Below are 954 nucleotides of genomic sequence, written 5' to 3' on the forward strand. Positions count from 1 at the left end.
GGTGGTCAGCTCGGTGCTGCTCTTGGCCACCATCGAGGACGCGTTCAACGGCATCTGGCTGGTGAAGGGGCTGAACGAGGAGGAGGGCAAGAAAATCGTCGAGCGCCGCGGCGCCGGCTMCGCCGCCGGCGTCGGGCGCCGGCCGGGAATCGGGGGCTGGATCGGCGCCTTGGCGGCGGCGACGGGCCCGTCCTCCGGCGCCGATGCCGCCGCTCCCGGCGGCGCCATCTGCGAGGCGAGCGCGCCCAGCGTCTGGTCGGCGCTGATGTCGGCGGGCGAGGGCTCGGCCGGCGCCGGCGGGGTGACGGTGGCCGTGTCCGGCGCCAGGTTGACGAAGCCGTTGCGCGGCGTGCCGTCCTGCAGCCGGGCCAGGGCCGCCTTGGCGTCGGCGCTGCCGGCATCGGCGGCGACCCGGTACCAGCCGGCGGCGGCACGCGGATCCGGGGCGCCGACCGCGCCGGTCTCGTACAGCCGGCCCATGTTGAAGGCGCCGCGGGGGTTGCCGTTGGCGCTGGCCTGGCGGAACCACTTCAGCGCCTCGTTGGCGTCGCGGGTGATGCCGGTGCCGTTGAGATAGGCCAGGCCGAGCGCGTTCTGCGCGTCGGGATGGCCGGCATCCGCCGCCTTGCGGAAATAGCTGGTCGCCGTCGCCGAATCCCGCGGCACGCCCAGGCCGCGCTCCAGCAGCACGCCGAGATTGTAGGCGGCGTTGCTGACGCCCTGGTCGGCCGCCTTGCGGTACCAGTAGGCGGCCCGCTCGAAGCTGCGCGGCACCTGCAGGCCGAGGGCGTAGAAGGTGCCGAGATCGTGCTGGGCGTCGGCGGCGCCGCCGATGGCGCGGCGGGCCAGGGTGCGCAGCTCCGCCGAGGCGTCGGGCGGCAGCGGCGCCTGCGACGACGGATCATCGGCCGCCGCGGGCTGGCCCGGCGCGGCCGGGGCCTGGCTTTCCGGAGC

General features: G+C 76.0%; 1 protein-coding gene. It reads right to left on the bottom strand.

Annotated elements, in window-relative coordinates; all coding sequences use genetic code 11:
- The coding region (locus BWR60_RS36065) for a tetratricopeptide repeat protein (RefSeq protein ID WP_144445890.1) at window positions 1–954 on the bottom strand (954 nt) is incomplete at both ends.

Source organism: Inquilinus limosus (genome assembly GCF_002195995.1).
GTDB classification, from domain to species: Bacteria; Pseudomonadota; Alphaproteobacteria; order DSM-16000; family Inquilinaceae; genus Inquilinus; species Inquilinus limosus_C.